This is a genomic window from Cysteiniphilum sp. GTC20157, from assembly GCF_055396795.1.
The window spans coordinates 455,942-473,381 of record NZ_AP044698.1; the positions used below are offsets into that span (position 1 = coordinate 455,942).

A 17,440-nucleotide genomic window follows, 5' to 3' on the forward strand; every position below is an offset into this window, starting at 1 on the left:
ACGTGCGCAATTACAAGCAAAACTAAAGCCACTTATGGATAAAATTAAAAAAATCGAAAGGGAAATGGCAACGTTGCAAGCGCAAAAAGAAGTGTTTGATCTTAAGCTTCAGGATGAAGCGATTTATCAGGATAAGGCGCAATTAAATGAGTTACTCAAAGCGCATCAACAAGTACAAATTGAGCTTGAAGAAAAAGAGCTTGTTTGGCTTAAGTTAAATGAGCAGTTGGAAGTTTCAAATTAGATAATGGTTCGATTAGAGACACTTGTGAAATTAACTAAATTTGTAACGACTCAGCCGGTTGGATTTTGATAATCGTTCGATCTATTAGCGGTTATTCAACTTGCCAAAATCTTCACAAACTACTTTGTCATCAAGCACTGAAAATGATTTGCGATGGGTATATGTCATCAAGCGCAACTATGTTATGATGCCGATGCGTTTAATTTGACGGATGTATATATGTATCGACCGTTGCCATTGTTTATTGGTTTGCGTTATTTGCGCGCGAAAAAGAAAAACCAGTTTATTTCAATTATTTCAGCGATTTCATTTGTTGGAATTGCGTTAGGTGTTGCTGTATTAATTACAGTGATGTCAGTGATGAATGGCTTTGATGAGCAAATCAAAGATCGTATATTGATGATGGTGCCACCGGTTAAGGTTTACCAAGCAGGCGGTAAGCTATATAACTGGGAGAGTTTAGCGCAAACACTGGAGCAGAAAGATAAGCGTATTGCAGGTGCTGCTCCAATTATCGAAGGGCAAGGGATGTTATCCGCTAATGCCACCAATGCCTTTGCTGCAATTCAAGGAATTGATCCAAAATATGAAGGATCAGTAGTGCCTATTGCTGAGCATATGCAACAAGGGAGTTTATCATCATTACAGTCGGGTAAGTTTAATATCATTCTGGGTAAGTATTTAGCAGACTCATTAGGTGTCAAAGTTGGTGATAAAATTACCCTTATTGTGCCACAAGCGAATCTAACACCTGCTGGCATGATTCCGCGCTTAAAGCAGTTTAAAGTCTCAGGCATTTTTAGTGTCAGTTATCAATATGATAGTTATTATGCATTGGTTAATATCAATGATGCCGCTAAATTATTTCAAATGGGCAATTCAGTTAGCGCGTTGCAGCTTGGTGTCAAAGACATTTATCAAGCCCCTTTCTTAAAGGAGACGTTAAATACGAAAATATTGCCAGATTTCTATATGGCGCGCGATTGGACAGATGAGAATAAGAGCTTCTTTCAAGCATTGCAGATGGAAAAAACGATGATGTTTTTTATCTTGATGCTGATTATTGCCGTGGCGATTTTTAATTTATTATCGTCTCTTGTGATGGTTGTTACTGATAAACGTTCAGATATTGCGATTATGCGTACCTTGGGTATGTCATCGCGGCAAATTATTATGACTTTTATTATCCAAGGATTAGCAATTGGCGTGATTGGTACGATTATTGGTATTCTCTTAGGCGTTGTATTATCGGTTAATGCAACAGAAATTGTGAATTGGATTCAGATAGTCTTTCACGTGCAATTTTTAAGTCCAAGTGTGTATCAAATTGATTTTATTCCATCAAAACTGATTGTGAGCGACTTAGTACATGTGGCGATTGCTTCACTTATTTTAAGTTTCTTAGCGACACTCTATCCGGCATGGAGTGCTTCAAGAGTTCAACCAGCGGAGGCGTTGCGTTATGAATGATATTCAATTGAAGCAATGTGCTATCTCTTGTGAAGGTGTTGATAAAGTTTATAAAGAAGGCAAGCTTGAAACTGGTGTCTTGCACGGTATTGATTTGCAGGTTGAATATGGGCAAAAAGTTGCAATCTTAGGGCAATCTGGCTCTGGCAAAACCACGCTTTTGAATATGTTAGCTGGACTTGACTCACCTACCAAAGGTCAAGTCTACCTTGCGGAGAAGCGTATGGATGCATTGTCACCCAATAAACGTGCCTTGCTAAGAAATAGGCATTTAGGTTTTATTTATCAGTTCCATCATTTATTGCCTGAGTTTAGTGCGCAAGATAATGTTATGTTGCCATTGATGATGCGTAAAGATATCTCTAAAGCTCAAGCACAAAAAGATTCTGTGCAAATGCTTGAAGCGGTAGGGCTTGGACATCGCATTAAACACAAGCCAAGTACATTATCTGGTGGTGAGCGCCAACGTGTTGCTATCGCGCGTGCTTTGGTGACTAAGCCTAGTTGTATTTTGGCTGATGAACCAACCGGTAATCTTGATGCTGAGAACTCCGAGAAAGTATTGCAATTAATGCATCAATTGAGCAATGAATTTAAAACTGCATTTGTTGTTGTAACACACGATGAGCACTTTGCTAGCGAAATGGACAGGGTGTATCGACTTACGGATGGGCGTATAGAAGAGTAGTTTTTACTTCATGTAATGAATCAAGAATAAGTTGCGTCAGCTAGTACCTCTCCCCTTGCGGGATTGCTTGTGCAGCGGGTGAGGGGAGTAATTGAAGCTCAACTTATTTTTGAATTATTACATTAATGTTTAACCTCAAAGCCTTTCCCATACTTCAAAATCAAAATCACATTCATTGTTCTGATCCTTTTGATAACTGCGTTGTCCAATGCGTTTAAATTTTTCTTCTTGCCAAGGTGGGAAAAAGGCATCAGCTTCTTTTAATGCATGTACTTTGGTAATGTATAGCCGGTCGACAAAGGGTAAAAACACACTATAGATCTCAGCGCCACCGATGATAAAGATTTCATAGTGTGACTTGTCTTTAGCCAGGTTAAGAATATGCTCGATATCGTGAACGATGGCACATTTGTCTTGAGTGTAATCTTTTTGACGCGTTAAAATAATATTCTTGCGATTGGGTAGTGCCCGTCCAATCGAGTCAAAGGTTTTACGTCCCATGACGATATAATTATTTTCAGTCAGTTTTTTAAAATTTTTCAAATCATCAGATAGTTTCCAAGGTAAGCTATTTTTAATGCCAATGCCTTGTTTTTGATCATATGCAACGATAATTGATAACATAATAGATTTCTCTTTTTAGTCATTAAAATGAATGAAAGGCATTGTAACGCAAAATTCAGCAAGATTGGGCATCAAATTGTATTTAATGCAAACAACTGAAGCCTTTATTTGTCTAGTTTGTAGCCTTTCTCGCGGATGCGGTAAATTATTCAAAAAAGTGCTTGACCGGTTTAGGTAAATCCGCTTTAATATGCGGCATTGGCCAGATAGCTCAGTCGGTAGAGCAGAGGACTGAAAATCCTCGTGTCGGCAGTTCGATTCTGCCTCTGGCCACCATTAGAAATATTCGGAGCATAGCGCAGTTTGGTAGCGCATCTGGTTTGGGACCAGAGGGTCGGGGGTTCGAATCCCTCTGCTCCGACCATTTTTACCGTCAATGGCGGATAGAGAAAATGCGCCCGTAGCTCATCTGGATAGAGCATCGGCCTTCTAAGCCGAGGGTAGCAGGTTCGAATCCTGCCGGGCGTACCATTAAAAAGAGTTTATGGTGGGCGTAGCTCAGTTGGGTGAGATCGTAAAAAAAACTGTGAAGCAGTTTTAGATCGAACGGGCGGAGCACGGACAGCGCAGCACCGGTTTTCTTAGTGAGGCAGGAGTCGAGCTTAGAAAAAGCAGCTCTAGCAACTTAGGCTGCAATATTACAATTTATGGTGGGCGTAGCTCAGTTGGTAGAGCCCCGGATTGTGATTCCGGTTGTCGTGGGTTCAAGTCCCATCGTTCACCCCAGTCTTTGCGGACGTGGCGAAATTGGTAGACGCACTGGATTTAGGTTCCAGCGGGCAACCGTGGGAGTTCGAGTCTCCCCGTCCGCACCAAATAATCATATTATAACGCCTCAAATCATCTCATCACCATCTTTAAGTCCTTGTTTTATAAAGCTTTACGTATTCATAACGTTTTATAGCGTATCATAAGGACTTGCGTTTAAGTGTCCCCTGTAGTGTCCCCTGTGCTATAATTTATCAATAAAAATTTCCAAATGTTGGATTTGGGGACACTTATGCAGTTGAATGATAGTAAAATAAAGGGTTTGAAGTATACAGGGAAAGAAAAGCTTTTCAGTGATGGGAGAGGTAGCATGCTATATCTTCGTTTAAGGGAAGCTTCAAAGTCTTTTCTGTTTAAATACAAACTTTCTGGCAAGACCTATAAACTTAGTTTAGGGACTTACCCTGATTTGTCGTTAAAAAATGCAAGAGAAAAAGCAGCAGAATATAGGGAGTTACTCTCTAATGGAGTTGACCCAAAAACCTATAAAGACAAACAGAAAGCAGAAAATGATAAGACACTTGAGCATGTTGCTGCCTACTGGTTAGATGTCAAAAAGAATGAGTTTTCAGCCAGCCACTATAAGCAAACCGTTAGTAGGTTAAATCGCTTTATTCTGCCGACCTTTGGGAAAAGGAATATTGATAAGATAGAGGCGCCAGAAGTCGTTAGGTTTTTAAAAAGTTTTGAAGTTGAAGGTCACCTTGAGCAGAGAGATAAGGTTAAGAGTCATCTGAATCAAATCTTTGCTTATGGTGTGGCTAGTGGTGTATGTTCTCATAATCCAGTAGCAGGCATCAGCCCTGTTTTAAAAGTATCAAAAGGCAAAAACTATGCAGCAGTAACAAAGCCAGAGGACATAGGTCAGCTTTTGCGTGATATTGATAACTACCATGGTTTTTATACTACAGTTATGGCATTAAAGCTTGCCCCTTATGTGATGTTGCGCCCTACTGAATTAGCGGCACTTGAATGGGAAGAGATACACGAAGACGACCGTCAAATACATATTAAGCCAGAGCGTATGAAAATGCGCAAAGCACATATGGTGCCGTTATCAAAGCAAGCATGGGCTATTATTGAGCAAATGAAATCATATTCTAGTAATGGAAAATACGTTTTCCCCAGCGCAAAAAAGCCTAATAATCCTGTGAATATGAACTCGTTAAGATTGGCATTGCGAGCAATGGGTTATAAGCATTCATCAGATAGCGCAGAGCCAATGCAAGAAGGAGATAAGCCAAAGCATGATACTCATGGTTTTAGGCATATGGCAAGTACACGACTTTATGAAATGGCAAGCATGTATGGTTTTCATAGTGATATGATAGAGCTGCAGTTGGCACATGCCGAATCCAATAAAGTGAAAGCGGCTTATAACCATGCGCAATATATCAAAGAGCGTACCAGAATGATGCAGATATGGGCAGATTACTTAGACAACCTAAGAGATGGTGAGAATGTTGTTAATATGTCGGATTTTAAAGCGGGGTAGTTGATATTATAGTATCAAATGGATTTACTCAATCACCCCAACCCTCAAATTGAGGAGGTTAAAAACAAGAGCTGCAATACCCAAGCCCCCAGTGGGGAATGGTGTTTTGAGCATATGTATTACATATCTTTAAGTGCTGACTTACTACCCTAGACAGCAATTTTATTTTAAACTATCATAACGTCTTAAACAGTGTCTAGGCTCGCTACCGAATAGCTGATTATCCACCAGTATGGCACTGTTTTACCTAGTGGATGCTTGGGAAAGCAAATGGAGTTTAAAAAAGAATTTTTACCGCCCCCCATTGGAGTTAACTTATCATGAACTAATTGAAAGGTGGGGGCTGACGGAAAATGGGAGAACACTTGAGCGAATTTCTGAATATATTACATTTTATGACATCCCCGTAACTATTCGTTCTATGGAAGCGATGGAGAAGTATCAAGCTGTCAAGCTTACCCTTAAAAGTAAAATCAGCAATAATAAAGAAGTTAAAAGCAAATTGTGCTTGGCTTTAAACCTTCTTCAAAATAACTTGCATGAACAACAGCCTTTTAAGCCACTTAGGGTTTGGCGGGAGGCTTTTTATGATGGAGTTTTGTGGCAATACTGGTTACCTTTCGAGTTGATTAAGGTGTTGGTTAATTATGGATTGATAGAACAGGATGAGTCTGATGATTTCTACTCTGTTCTTTCATCACACATCGATTATGAAGTTACTATTAACTCCCCTATAATTGAGTTGGTTAAAATCCGTTATGAAGGCTATGCAGAAGAGTTAGGGTATGGTTGGTTATCTGTTGATGAGATGACTGGGGATAACCATATAACCACTCTATTTCAAACTAAGCTTGAACCTGATTTCTCTTTAAGCATTAAAAAGCCAGAATTTGTTGAATTACAATTGTACTTTGCATATGCAGATATTATGGAGTTTGAGCAAAGGTTAAGTAATAAGAGTAGTAATGATGAGTCAAGAAGTAATGACGTTTTAAAGAGCGTGCCTCATAATGCTAGTAGCGAGCAAGATGTTGGTGGAGCAGTCAATAATACTCAAAAACAGCGAGAGTTAGTCTTGAAAGTTGCTATAAACCTCGGGGTGATAAAGAAAAGCCATACAAAGGCAGAAGTTCATGAAATACTAAAGCAGGCATCACCAGAATTATTCATTAGAGCAAAAGCAACGTTTAATGACTTCTTCAAAAAGCAGCAGTTATTTACCCTAAATTCTGGACGAAGAAGCATGGAAGATACTACTGAAAAACACTAAATGTAGAGTGACTTTCATTTTTTTCAATATACCTGAACCCTTTATTTAATAAGGATTTAAATGTGGGGTGATTGGTTAATTACCCCATATTCACCCCCCTTTTTATTTGTCTTTTTTATTTTCCATAATACACCACAAGACGCGGCGCCATGTCTTGTTAAGTAATGATTGTGTAAAAGTGTATTAAAGGGGGATGAGCCAATGAATTCAAATATTATTAAGTTGCCTTGCGTGGTAGAGAAAACAAGCCTTTCTACTGCATCAATATATCGATTAGCCAAAGAGGGAAGATTTCCCGCACCTATTAAGTTAAGCGAGCGCTCTAGCGGCTGGTTGGAATCAGATATTAACCAATGGATAGATAACCGCATAAAAGCGCGCGATAGCAAAGTAAACAAGGGGGTGAAAGTATGATTAGTATTAAAGAATATAAAGCATTTAAACAAGCGGTATCCGCTAGGGAACTATATGCATTTTTAGCGCCTAAAGCGCAATTTACTAACTGGTGCAATAGGATGTTTGAATATGGTTTCGAGGAAAATGATGACTATATCTTGCTTAACAAATTTGTTAAGCAAGCAAATGGGCATGGTGGACACAATAAAGTGGATTATTTCCTAACCATTGATTGCGCTAAAGAGATAGCGATGCTCCAGCGTAGTGATAAAGGAAAGCAAGCACGTAAGTATTTTATTGGGTGTGAGAAAAAGCTACACAGTGTTGTTAATGCCTACACATTCACAGAGTCAATTAATGCCGTATCAAAACAGATTAATGAAATTAAGCAAATGGGTAGTGCCTGGGGGAAAGTGGGTGCGAGTTTAAAAAGAACCAAAAAGGAAGCCAGAGAAGAGTTTAAAAGGCTCGTTGATGAAGCGCAGTATTCGTTGGATTTAGGTTTTTATGATGACTTAGTAAGTAAAGAGGGGTAAGGCTATGTTAAGTAATGAAATTCAATTAAGTAAACGTCAATTAAGAACACTTAAAGAACTCACTTTAAGAGGTGAAATATCAAGGTATGACTTAAATCGCTTTGGTGGGTTAAATTCTCCTGAGACTGTTAGGCAGTTACGTAAGAAAGGCTTTGTTATTAATATGGTAAAAAAATCACGTATTGACCAATATGGGGTAAAGGTCCACACAGGTTTCTATCACCTTGATGATAGCCAAAAAGATGTAGCACGGCAGATAGTTGCATCTAGGAATGGCAAGGATGGTGCAAAATGATGGTGGTAAATAGTAATAAGTTTAATGTGGAAGTAAAAGGGAACCCGCTTAATAGTCCCCTGTTTACTCCGCCCCCTCGACAAGTGCAGCAATTATTTTCGTTGGCTCAAACAATTCAATCAAAGCTATGCTTATGGCGAAACAGTTATGCGCTTATAAATGTATCAATAATTCCGCCTTGGCTTTGTGCTAAGATTTTGCTAAGCTCTGCCATGTTGGTCGTAGAAAGCCAGCAAAATAGAGCGGGCGTAGAAACCCATGGAACTAACAGCGGAGCTTATCAGTCCGTAAAACTTGATAATCACAATACGATTATATCTAAATTTTGGCTAGCCATTAGCTTGTGGTTTTGTATAGTCGGGTGGACGCATCAATACAATACCCTTCTTAGGGGAATAATGCGTGCTGTTTCTGTTAGGGCAGTTTCTAACCACCCGATTAGTAAGGAAAACCTAACAGGAGCTAAAAAAATGGCAGTTAAGTATTATTATTCACCACGGTCGCGGGTTACTTCATCAACACGTATTATTTGTAATCACATGGGGGTGCGTTATGGATTTGCGTGAATTTATGGTTAGTTGCGGTCATACGCCCCCAGAAGGCATTGAGCTAGGCAGAATTATACGTTTTCCCGCACCAGATAAAGGCAAAGATAATAAAGCCGCTTGGTTAATTATGTTTAACGAGGAGTGTGCTGTGTTCAGTGATTGGATTAGCCATGAAAAGCATGTATGGCATGCCAATATGGAGAATATGACACATGCTGAGAGAATGACAACATACAATGAGGCTATTGAGCGGGCTGAATCACTAAAAAAAGAACTTGTGCAGCAGCAGGAAGATGTAGCAAAAAGATGTCAGTATATTCTGGATAATTCAGAAGAAGCACTTGATAGTCATGGTTATTTGGTTAAGAAAAGCGTTGTATCTTTTGGGTTGCGCTGGGCACCTCATCTTCAAGGCATAGATAATGCGCTAATCGTCCCTATTTATGGCTTTAATGACAATGTGTCACTGCAATCGCTGCAAATTATTTCGCCACAAGGAAATAAGCGCTTTTTCAAGGGAGGCAAGAAGGCGGCAGGTTTTTATCCATTGCAGGTAAGAGAAGGTAAGGACGCTAAGATATTAATTGCAGAGGGGTACGCGACAGCAGCAAGTTGGGCAATGATTCAACCAAATGATAGCGTTTACTGTGCGTTTGATGCGGGTAATTTAAAGCAAGTTGCAGTACCACTACGTAAGCGTTACCCATTCAATAAAATTGTTATATGCGCAGACAATGACCGTATGGGTGCAAAAAACACAGGCGTATTAGCAGCCAGAGAAGCAGCCGAAGCCGCAGATTGTGATTATATCGTGCCGCGATTTGAAGACGGTGAAAAAGGCACTGATTGGAATGATTGGCTCAGTGCTAGGGGCATGCTGAATATGAGGGGGCGAGGATGAGTAGTATTAATCAAATGACTAAAGATACAGACCAAATAACGGCAGAACTTCAGGCGCAAAAGAAAATGATTTTACCTGTAAAGCTGGGTGAGTTTTTGAATATACGGCTTAAGCCTGCTGATTTTTTATTGTACCCCATAATAGAGGAACAAGGCTTAGCAATGATATATGCCATGCGTGGTGTAGGAAAAACGCATGTCAGCTTAAATATTGCATATGCTGTAGCAGCAGGTATTAACTTTTTAAAATGGAGTGCCCCGCGTAAAGCTAAGGTTTTGTTTATTGATGGGGAAATGCCTGCTTATACATTACAAGAGCGTTTAAAAAGTATTGATAACGGCAGGCAGCTTGCAGACGATACATTAAGCATTATAACCCCTGATTTATTGGAGGATAAAATATCTCCAGATTTATCAACCATAAGGGATACCAGTTTGATTGAGGATGCAGTTAACGATGCTGAATTAATTATCGTGGATAATATCAGCACCTTATGCCGTAATGGCAGAGATAATGAAGCAGATAGTTGGATACCAGTGCAGGAATGGGCACTTAAGTTACGAGCTAAAGGGAAAGCGGTTTTATTTATCCATCATTCTAATAAGAACGGTGACCAACGTGGAACCAGTAAGAAAGAAGATGTACTCAGCACAGTAATAAAGCTTGAACATGAGGAAGGCTATAGCGCAGAGGACGGTGCGGCTTTTAAGGTAAGTTATACTAAAGCACGTTTGTTTTATGGCGAGGATGCCAAGCCCTTTAAAGCAGCTTTAACCAGTGACGGTTGGGTGTGTGAAGATTTTGACGATGGTATTGATGATAAGGTGATGGCAATGCTCCAAGAAGGGATGAAGCAGATAGATATAGCCAAGGAACTTGAACTCGAAAGATATCAAGTGTCTAGAATCATCCAAAAGCGTCAAAAATGCGATGGAATTATAAGGGGTGTATGATGAGTGAATTGATTAAATTACGAGCCAGAATTTGCCATGCTTTTCTTGAAAAAATAAAAGTAATTTTTGTAAATGTTGCAGTGTTGCACTCCCTTAGGGGCTGCAACATTGCAACAAATCGAAAAACGCTGCAACAAATACTGCAACAGTAACAGGTGAGGAATGTGCTTCAAACCCTTATTTTATATAGGTGTTGCAACTGCAACTTTTTCTGCAACAAACTGCAACTGGATGCTATTTGATCTGCAACAAAAAGGGCTAAATTTGTTGCAGTAATAATTCAATAATATGGTCGCAAAATCTACACATTTTGCCATGCTAAAGGTGACAAAAAATGAGTGAAGTTATAAGACAAAAAAGTATCAATTTCGGGGGTGAGATTCCCTTTGGTGAACCTGAAAATTCGACACCAAAAACACTGGTTGATTTAGTACCATATGGAATAACGCCATTAGATGCTGCCTATGTCAGGGGGCAGCTTATTCATACGCGCTGGTTTTCACGGTATGCAATCATCGAGCAGTATTGCCAAGTATGGATTGAAGAATATTATGCTGAGGATTGTCCAATAAAACGCACCAACTTAGCCAGAAGAAAGGCTAACAATTGGATACGTCAATATCTAAACCAATGATGCAGTAAACAATTAATATTACAGTATTAAAGCTTAACAGGAGTGACTTAAAATGAACGTTCAAAAATCAATCGGTTATAAACTTATACAGCATGCCATCGGTGAACACTATGCGGATGTAGTGTGCGACCTTGCGCAAAGTAATGCTCGTGGAATGATTTATATCCCCATATATACGCAAACAGCCTTGAAGCTTAAGAAGATTCTACCCAGAGAGGTGCTTATACAATTGGTGAGTGAGTTTGGAGGGCAGCGTTTATATGTGAGCAAAAAAGAGCATCACCGTGATAAAAGGGCTTTTGCCAAGCAAAGCATCATTCAATACATGGTTAACAAAGGCTATAGCGAAGCCGAGATTGTTGATATATGTGGGTTTCATAAAAAAACCATTAAGAAGGCTGTGCTGGCATTGTAGTACTTACTGTGTATCTCAACTTTTTCAACTAACCCATTAACTGATTTTTCTCCGCCCTCCCAGTGAGGGTTGGCATGATTAAAGTTTAACCTCTGAAATGAAGGGGTTAAAATATTCCCAAGTCTAAGCTCTTGAATTTGCAGGAGCGTTTAAAGTGGTTATATTGCCTAAATCGACTATTGCACTATATGTTTGAAATTGTCTTAATCCCTTTTGTTGTATACCTTTGAGGGGTGTTAACCTAGTCCTACACCCAGTAATCCGAAAACCCACGCAGAAAGTGTTGTCTGCGCGTATCAAACCTGCGTTGCTACAAAGGCTAGAAAGTACCTTTTAATAAATTGAGAGCCACCTGCTAACAATGTGTTGTGTGAGTGAGTCGTTACAAGCTATCTAATAACATTAAAGGGTACAAATCTGTACCTTGCTTTAATTACTCAGTTACAAGCTAGCTAATAACATTAAAGCTTCCTTTTAAGCCTAAGCTACATTGATATCTAGATGCTTACCAAGCGCCGCCAAAGCCTGTTCTATTGCTTCAATTTTAGAGCGATAACGTAGGTTGAATAATCTATCTAGATTTGATGGCGCGACACCTATTTTACTAGCGATGTCGGTTTTTTTAAGTTTAGACGCTAGCCATTCGTTATAAAGATATACTTTGGCAGCGAGACCAACTGGTAATGTAATGTAATCGACGTCAATATTTTGAGGTATTGGAATGGGTTTTTTATCTTCAATATAAAAGTCAAAAGCAGAAATAAGCGCGTCAACAGCCTGAGTTTGTAATTCGGATGGGTTTTCAACAGTTGTCACTGCCTCAGGTACATCAGGGAATGTCACTAAGTCTTCGCCGTTATTGTCTTTTTGAATATTAATATTATATTTCATCAGCTCACCTCGTATTATTTCAAGTCTAGGTCTTTCTTAATTTTCTCAACCAACCCTTTACCAATTTCTTTTGCACCATGGTCAGGGAAGATAGTTTGGCGCCCATTTAAATAGACTTTGAAATGGCTGCCTTTTGCTTTTTTGAACGTTGCGCCATTGTCTTTTAACCATTTTCTAAACTCACTGTATTTCATTCAATGACGCTCCGCGCTTGCTATGTTTTTATTTTATCAAAAATGATAAAAACGTCAAGGTAAAGTTATCAAAAATGATAAAACACATGCTCAAGCGTGACACTCAGCCTTTAAGGTACTTCCGGAGGCTTGAAAGCGGGCAGGTTTGACATGCGCGAATAGCATTTTCTTACTGCCTAAAAAAAATTGATTTCGTTTCGTTTTGTACACCTATGTAAATGGAAAAGGTATTCAAAAAGCGAAATACCTATCGAATGATATAATTGAGAAAATCTTGGGAAGTACTAAATAGATGGTTAGGGGCACATTGCGATAAGTGTCCCCTGTAATGTCCTCTTGAGTGAATAATCTATTTTTAAATGCTTTTAAATCAAAGTTTTTAGCATGTTCTTTGAGCCTCCCCCGTCGCACCACATAATCATATTATAATGCCTCAAATTATTCGACATTTACTTGCTTATATTGTTTTTTGATATAGTGCACTCGACTTTATAAGTTCCGTATTGAAATTTAAACACTTTTATGCGAGTGTCTGATTTGGGAAAATAAACTATTTCCTCCCAGCAAGGTTTAGGTGGAGGAATTAAATCGCCTCGGTCAGTGTACTTGTTTTCTTTTAAAATAAATCTTTTGCCATATGTGCGAGCCCCGTATATAGCCAATTGCTTTTGCGCTAGCGTGGAAAAATATATAACATTATCTGTGGAACCTAATAGGCATTCATAAAACTTAAACCATTTATAGTGCCATGCATTATTTTCAAGTTTATGCGCACTCTTAATGGCGTTATTGTATTCATTTAAGCTTGTATTAAATTCTGTTATAGATGAGTTTAGCCTATTTAATAACAAAATAATATTTGGGTATTTTAAAGTCATAAGCTTTAACTCTACTATGCTAATGGGTGGAATTAATGTCTCAAATTGGATTACATTTTTAGTGGGGTCGAACCATTGGTGTTCATTATTTAGGTCATTCTTAAGTTCAATCAAATACTTTTTGAACTCAAAGACTCTGGTTAAGATAGTATTTATCATAGCGATATTAGTGCTAATTGAAACATGCTCAGAATTTTTCTGTTGCTTTTTATGAAGTATTATGTTGGCTATAAGTGCAGCAATACCACCAAAAAATGCACCAACAAGCGCACTAAAAAATTCAACCCACATAACGATGTCCTTATTGATTGTGTGAGAGATAAACAGTATTCGCAAGTATAGTAAAAAGCTTAGGTTATGAGTAATACTTAGTGTGTATTAGCTTTAAGTATTATCAATAATTACAGATGTCTTCGCTTTTAATGAGAATTGGTATTATTGGTCTGAGTGTATAAGGAGAAGGGGAAGTTGTTGGATTAAAGTGAGATATAAAATCATCGATTATTAAGACTAATTTATTTTTAGCTTTTGTCTTATCTTTATAGCAAGGGTAGTCATCGAGTGTTTCTCTAGGTATTACAATCTCGATAATTTTTGAATATGTACTTGGCAATCCATCATCCTTCACAGCCCAATCAATATAGCATTTATAATCACTGCCATGACCATTATATTGATGGCGATAATTAGCATGTTTAGGTAAACAAGCGTGATTTTTAATATAATCAATTAGCTCTTGTCCAATACTTTCTGAATTCATAATTTATTCCTCTTGTCTTTGAGCTGGTAATGTAAATTTTGGCACACTATAAATATTAATCCTATCGTTCAAAAGCTTGATTAATTCTCTGATTTTGTGCTTATTAACTATAAGCACTTGCATGATTGGTGAAGCGTGTTGCAGCTCGGGGTTTATAATAATTTTTATATTTTGACTCCGGTTTACTACCCTATGGATAGCCCAATCATATTTTTCAATCACTGGATTGATATTGCCTCCACTGTTAGTCTCATAGTCAATAACCCAGATATCTGCATTAGTTGCTATTATAGGGATTACTATTGAAGGGTATGGTTTATCATCATCTTCAATAGATTGGATTGGTGAGAAATTTTCCATGGTCTGGCATATCTGTTGCTGTGCTTTATAAAAATTATTTCTGGAGTCTGCTGAATCAAAGCATTTATTCGACTTCATTTGATGGAAGTTGCCATTAATTGTATATGGTGCTGACTGACCATCTTTAATATTAAAGTTAAGAACTCTATAGTTGATATCTCTGCCTGAAGCTAGCCTATGTTTTTTAGTAACTAGCGGACATACAACATCACTGGAATAGCCCTCAGTAGTATCATTGTCTTTATCACAAATGCTTTTAGGCGCTTTGACAAGGATTAAATTTGTTCCTTCTTGAGCTCCTTTGCATTCAATTATATAATTTTTATCATAAAAAGCAGCAATGATATCAACTTCAATGTTATCCCTGCCAATGAGCTCCCCCATTCTAATTTCTGATTGTTCTTGTGTATTGATTAATTTATCAATTGATTGACACACCTCGAATTCGAGTAGATAGCCATTTTTGATGGCAATATCTTGAATGATATCAATAGAGTTTTGAGTATTATCGCTATCGTTTGACATGTCCTATCCTTATGCATGAGCTATGAATATTAACTAACTTTTCAGTTCAGATATGAGTATAGTAAAACTGTTAGTCAGTTCCAGTGTGGGCTTGGGTGCAAATGGCATGGTACTATTGCACTGCTAAGTGATATCTTTAAAGTCATTTGTCATTTTGACTATTTGTTAAAAAGCTCAAACTTTGAGGGTCTCTATTGCAAGGGAAATAGTTCTTAGTATTTTTAACGGTATAGGTTATGGATGCATCTTTATTTATTGAGATTCCTTTAATAAATATTTCTTTCAATGAAAAACCCTGCATGAACTGTTGTTTAGTAATATATATGTCATGTATTACACCTTTTTCAGAGGTTTCCCCTATGAGTGGTATGATTTGGATATGCAGATTATTATTTTTGAAACCTGAATAGCGAACTCTCCATTGCTGTACAGTAATTGTATTTTCTATTATGGAGAAAAAATGATTACCTGAATTACTAGGTTTTTCCCATCGCCATCCTTTTTTACTACCTTTAACAGCTACAAATGGTTCTTCTGTCATAAATTTGCCTTCTGTATTAGCAATAACTCCAAGAATCCCAGCATAAAAGCTAGGGCTTGTAAACACTAAAGATGTCATATTACCATCATCATATATGTAGGTGTCACTCCAATCTGATGGATTAGAGGAGCCAAAACCATTTCTCAAGTTTTGAGTATTTATTTTTCTTTGTTGCATAATTATATCTCTAGAAGAGATAAACATACTATCACCTATATTCGAGACTAAAGTATCTTTAGTTGGCGGAGGAGAAAAGGATACACCTTCTTTTAAACATTTAATATTTTTAGTAAGTGCTTTAGGATTTGGGTTTTTGTATGTGTATTTATCAGTAAAAATAGCACATGAGCAAAGAATCAAGGATAAAATGCAAATCAATATGCTCTTCATTATGTATACTCCAATACATATCACGTTGTTATGCAAAATTTTAGACTACATTATTTGGTTGTGCCAGTAGCTATTCAGTTAACAAAAAACTTAGACCATTAACTCTAGTGAACTGAATCACTATTATTGATATTATCCCAAGAGATAAAAGCGTCAGCTTAATTTTATCTTGCACGCCTATTCAAGCAGATGTTGATGATTTGGCGAATGCCTTTTTACCAATATCCTTGCGGTGATATTCGTCTTGCCATGTAATGTTGGCTACTAATTTATAGGCGTGATTATAAGCTTCTTCAATATCACCACCTAATGCGGTAGCGCAAAGTACACGGCCACCATTGGTAACAATACTTACCCCATCGCGTCTGGTGCCAGCGTGAAAGACTTTGCTATTGGCATCATTGATTTGATCCAGTCCAATAATAATATCCCCTTTGTTATAACTATCAGGGTAGCCACCAGCTGCCATTACTACACCTAAGGCTGTATCTGGGTTCCATTGAGTCTCGTATTCATCAAGTTCTTCATTTAATGCGGCAAATGCAAGTTCAACTAAATCAGATTCTAAGCGCATCATAATTGGTTGAGTCTCAGGGTCTCCAAAGCGGCAATTAAACTCTAAGGTTTTAATATCGCCATTTGGCATGATCATAAGTCCTGCGTACAGAAAACCCTTATAGGCTTCACCTTCATTTTTCATACCATCAATGACCGGTTGAATAATGTGTTGCATCACTTGTTGGTGAATTTCATTAGTAACAATTGGTGCTGGTGAGTAAGCGCCCATACCGCCTGTGTTTGGTCCTTTATCACCATCATCACGTGCTTTATGATCTTGTGAACTTGCCATGGCTAATGCATGTGTGCCATCGCACAGTACAATAAAGCTTGCTTCCTCGCCATCAAGGAATTCTTCGATAACAATCTCGCAACCGGCATCACCAAAGCGATTTCCATCAAGCATATCTTCAATAGTGCTTTCGGCTTCCTGTATGCTTTGAGCGATAACAACGCCTTTGCCTGCAGCCAAACCGCTAGCTTTGATAACAATCGGTAAGCTCACTTCTTTCAGATAAGCCTTGGCTTTGTCAACTTCGGTGAAATTTTGATAGCGCGCTGTTGGGATGTTGTATTTGGTCATAAAGTCTTTGCTAAAAGCTTTAGAGGATTCCAGTTGTGCGCATTGCTTTTTCGGTCCTAAACAATTTAAACCATGGGCTTCAAATTCATCGACAATTCCAAGGCTCAAGGGTAATTCAGGGCCGACAATAGTCAGCTCGATTTCATTATCTTTGGCAAAGTTTATTAAATGTGGAATATCAGTCACCGCAATGTCAACATTGCTAACCTTTGCCTCACATTCAGTGCCGGCATTACCAGGGGCGACATAGATGTGTTTGGCATGCTCAGATTGAGCAAGCTTCCACGCCAGTGCGTGTTCGCGACCACCGTTACCAATAACTAATATTTTCATGCAGGATTCCTTTGGCGTTAAGTTTGTAAGTTTTAGATGCTCGTTAGTATATCATTGGGAAATCATTTTGCAGGTGTTATTTGCTAAGCGTATACTGGAGGTGGATATACAAATTAGTGCATAATCATTTGCTGCAACTAAGATGTGCTGTACAATTTAGCAAAACTTGTGAGATGAAATAGATAAGGGA

20 protein-coding genes and 5 tRNA genes are annotated in these 17,440 nt (G+C 38.2%); 17 read left to right on the forward strand and 8 right to left on the reverse strand.

All coding sequences use genetic code 11. The annotated features are described in order from the left end of the window. Positions 1-463: 463 nt before the first annotated feature. Both ACZ5V8_RS01995 and lolD read left to right on the forward strand, forming a co-directional pair. Positions 464-1,714: a lipoprotein-releasing ABC transporter permease subunit gene (locus ACZ5V8_RS01995; RefSeq protein ID WP_440616280.1), complete on the forward strand. Its 1,251-nt coding sequence runs from the start codon at positions 464-466 to the stop codon at positions 1,712-1,714. Further along, complete coding sequence (gene lolD, locus ACZ5V8_RS02000; RefSeq protein ID WP_464218141.1) at positions 1,707-2,402, forward strand: lipoprotein-releasing ABC transporter ATP-binding protein LolD; 696 nt, start codon at positions 1,707-1,709, stop codon at positions 2,400-2,402. The genes ACZ5V8_RS01995 and lolD overlap by 8 nt, the downstream gene beginning before the upstream one ends. Before the next feature lie 135 nt (positions 2,403-2,537). Here lolD and ACZ5V8_RS02005 read toward each other — a convergent pair whose 3' ends face one another. Continuing rightward, positions 2,538-3,026, reverse strand: coding sequence for a dihydrofolate reductase (locus tag ACZ5V8_RS02005; RefSeq protein WP_440616215.1), 489 nt, complete (start codon positions 3,024-3,026; stop codon positions 2,538-2,540). A 200-nt stretch (positions 3,027-3,226) separates the two neighbouring features. On the opposite strand from ACZ5V8_RS02005, the gene ACZ5V8_RS02010 reads away from it, so the two are divergent. The 15 genes from ACZ5V8_RS02010 to ACZ5V8_RS02080 all read left to right on the forward strand — a co-directional run bounded on the left by ACZ5V8_RS02010 (position 3,227) and on the right by ACZ5V8_RS02080 (position 11,237). Next, positions 3,227-3,302, forward strand: a tRNA-Phe gene (locus ACZ5V8_RS02010). An 11-nt stretch (positions 3,303-3,313) separates the two neighbouring features. Beyond that, a tRNA-Pro gene (locus tag ACZ5V8_RS02015) sits at positions 3,314-3,390 on the forward strand. Between the two features lie 30 nt (positions 3,391-3,420). After that, positions 3,421-3,497 (forward strand) — tRNA-Arg (locus tag ACZ5V8_RS02020). Positions 3,498-3,676: 179 nt separating this feature from the next. Beyond that, positions 3,677-3,752: transfer RNA gene (locus ACZ5V8_RS02025), tRNA-His, on the forward strand. Positions 3,753-3,758: 6 nt separating this feature from the next. After that, positions 3,759-3,841: transfer RNA gene (locus ACZ5V8_RS02030), tRNA-Leu, on the forward strand. 185 nt (positions 3,842-4,026) lie between these two features. Continuing rightward, a complete protein-coding gene (locus tag ACZ5V8_RS02035; RefSeq protein WP_464218142.1) occupies positions 4,027-5,289 on the forward strand; it encodes a tyrosine-type recombinase/integrase in 1,263 nt (420 codons plus the stop codon). A gap of 232 nt (positions 5,290-5,521) precedes the next feature. Beyond that, complete coding sequence (locus ACZ5V8_RS02040) at positions 5,522-6,559, forward strand: hypothetical protein (RefSeq protein WP_464218143.1); 1,038 nt, start codon at positions 5,522-5,524, stop codon at positions 6,557-6,559. 201 nt (positions 6,560-6,760) lie between these two features. Then, on the forward strand, positions 6,761-6,973 hold the full coding sequence (locus ACZ5V8_RS02045; protein WP_464218144.1) for a helix-turn-helix transcriptional regulator: 213 nt from the start codon (positions 6,761-6,763) through the stop codon (positions 6,971-6,973). Further along, entirely contained in the window at positions 6,970-7,491 is a 522-nt protein-coding gene (locus ACZ5V8_RS02050) for an antA/AntB antirepressor family protein (protein ID WP_464218145.1), read from the forward strand. Before ACZ5V8_RS02045 ends, ACZ5V8_RS02050 begins: the two co-directional genes overlap by 4 nt. A gap of 4 nt (positions 7,492-7,495) precedes the next feature. Then, complete coding sequence (locus tag ACZ5V8_RS02055; protein ID WP_464218146.1) at positions 7,496-7,786, forward strand: hypothetical protein; 291 nt, start codon at positions 7,496-7,498, stop codon at positions 7,784-7,786. Then, complete coding sequence (locus ACZ5V8_RS02060) at positions 7,783-8,352, forward strand: hypothetical protein (protein ID WP_464218147.1); 570 nt, start codon at positions 7,783-7,785, stop codon at positions 8,350-8,352. The genes ACZ5V8_RS02055 and ACZ5V8_RS02060 overlap by 4 nt, the downstream gene beginning before the upstream one ends. Further along, on the forward strand, positions 8,339-9,235 hold the full coding sequence (locus ACZ5V8_RS02065) for a toprim domain-containing protein (protein WP_464218148.1): 897 nt from the start codon (positions 8,339-8,341) through the stop codon (positions 9,233-9,235). Before ACZ5V8_RS02060 ends, ACZ5V8_RS02065 begins: the two co-directional genes overlap by 14 nt. Next, entirely contained in the window at positions 9,232-10,188 is a 957-nt protein-coding gene (locus ACZ5V8_RS02070) for an AAA family ATPase (protein WP_464218149.1), read from the forward strand. Before ACZ5V8_RS02065 ends, ACZ5V8_RS02070 begins: the two co-directional genes overlap by 4 nt. A 334-nt stretch (positions 10,189-10,522) precedes the next feature. After that, positions 10,523-10,822 (forward strand): hypothetical protein, encoded by a 300-nt coding sequence (locus tag ACZ5V8_RS02075; protein ID WP_464218150.1) that lies wholly within the window; start codon positions 10,523-10,525, stop codon positions 10,820-10,822. 52 nt (positions 10,823-10,874) lie between these two features. Next, complete coding sequence (locus ACZ5V8_RS02080) at positions 10,875-11,237, forward strand: hypothetical protein (RefSeq protein WP_464218151.1); 363 nt, start codon at positions 10,875-10,877, stop codon at positions 11,235-11,237. Positions 11,238-11,717: 480 nt separating this feature from the next. Here the strand turns inward: ACZ5V8_RS02080 and ACZ5V8_RS02085 are convergent, their stop codons facing one another. The 7 genes from ACZ5V8_RS02085 to purD form a co-directional block, all read right to left on the reverse strand. Next, the gene (locus ACZ5V8_RS02085; protein ID WP_464218152.1) at positions 11,718-12,128 is read right to left on the reverse strand and encodes a type II toxin-antitoxin system HicB family antitoxin; all 411 of its coding nucleotides are present in this window, start codon (positions 12,126-12,128) and stop codon (positions 11,718-11,720) included. 14 nt (positions 12,129-12,142) lie between these two features. Then, on the reverse strand, positions 12,143-12,322 hold the full coding sequence (locus tag ACZ5V8_RS02090; protein ID WP_117003371.1) for a type II toxin-antitoxin system HicA family toxin: 180 nt from the start codon (positions 12,320-12,322) through the stop codon (positions 12,143-12,145). A gap of 449 nt (positions 12,323-12,771) precedes the next feature. Then, positions 12,772-13,491, reverse strand: coding sequence for a hypothetical protein (locus ACZ5V8_RS02095; protein WP_440616218.1), 720 nt, complete (start codon positions 13,489-13,491; stop codon positions 12,772-12,774). A 103-nt stretch (positions 13,492-13,594) separates the two neighbouring features. Beyond that, on the reverse strand, positions 13,595-13,960 hold the full coding sequence (locus tag ACZ5V8_RS02100; RefSeq protein WP_440616219.1) for a hypothetical protein: 366 nt from the start codon (positions 13,958-13,960) through the stop codon (positions 13,595-13,597). Between the two features lie 3 nt (positions 13,961-13,963). Then, positions 13,964-14,845: a hypothetical protein gene (locus ACZ5V8_RS02105; protein WP_440616220.1), complete on the reverse strand. Its 882-nt coding sequence runs from the start codon at positions 14,843-14,845 to the stop codon at positions 13,964-13,966. A gap of 142 nt (positions 14,846-14,987) precedes the next feature. Then, positions 14,988-15,776: a hypothetical protein gene (locus ACZ5V8_RS02110; protein ID WP_464218153.1), complete on the reverse strand. Its 789-nt coding sequence runs from the start codon at positions 15,774-15,776 to the stop codon at positions 14,988-14,990. Between the two features lie 181 nt (positions 15,777-15,957). After that, complete coding sequence (purD, locus tag ACZ5V8_RS02115; RefSeq protein ID WP_464218154.1) at positions 15,958-17,250, reverse strand: phosphoribosylamine--glycine ligase; 1,293 nt, start codon at positions 17,248-17,250, stop codon at positions 15,958-15,960. Positions 17,251-17,440 lie beyond the last annotated feature (190 nt).